The sequence below is a fragment of the Alcanivorax sp. HI0044 genome (assembly GCF_001634945.1).
This window is the reverse complement of record NZ_LWEZ01001690.1, coordinates 1-742: the sequence shown is the minus strand read 5'-3', so window position 1 is coordinate 742 and position 742 is coordinate 1. Positions and strand designations below refer to the sequence as shown.

Genomic DNA, 742 nt, shown 5'->3' with positions numbered 1-742 from the left:
CATCAGATCACCGGCTACACTGGGGCCATGATGCGTTTTGCTGTAGTGATGCTTGCGGGGCTGCTGTCGTTACCGGGCGACAGCCCGGCCGATGACAGCAAGGTGACCGTACTGGTAGTACGCCATCGCTGGCATACCGGTATTGCCTTCCCTGCGGAGCAGCTCGATCCTGCACTGCAGTTTCTCCCTGCCTATTTTTCGAAACCCGCCTACTATGAAATGGGTTGGGGTGATGATGCCTTCTACCGCCAGGACAACAGCACCTGGCGACTGGTCCGCGCCATGTTGTGGCCAACGAACAGCGTGCTGCATGTGGTCGCACTTGACCGGCACCCCGAAACGCTCCCCCACGGGGATATTCAGCCGCTGTGCGTCAGCAGGATGCAACTGGCAGCGCTGCAACGGGCAATCGCCAACGACTTTGTGCTGGACGATAACGGCACCCCCATCGACGCTGCCCCCGGGCTGTATGGCGACAGCCGTTTCTTTCCTGCGCACGGTACCTTCTGGCTCGGCAATACCTGTAACAGCTGGACGGCCCGGCGACTCACCGCTCTCGATATTCCCATGGGCTACCTGACGCTGACCGCCAACGGCGTCATGCAGCAACTCACCGGACGCACCGCCTGTCGGGAACCCGGCCATCATTAAACAAAATGGTTGAACATTCATTCCCGCACCTATAAATTCAACCTTATGGTTAAACAAAACGATCAACATCTGGATGCTGTTTTTGCTGCTC

General features: G+C 58.0%; 1 protein-coding gene. It reads left to right on the top strand.

Going from position 1 to position 742, the window contains the following annotated elements:
• Window positions 1-651, top strand: a 651-nt coding sequence (locus A3730_RS25455; protein ID WP_231884045.1) for a DUF2459 domain-containing protein, incomplete at its 5' end; no start/stop codon positions are given.
• Window positions 652-742 lie beyond the last annotated feature (91 nt).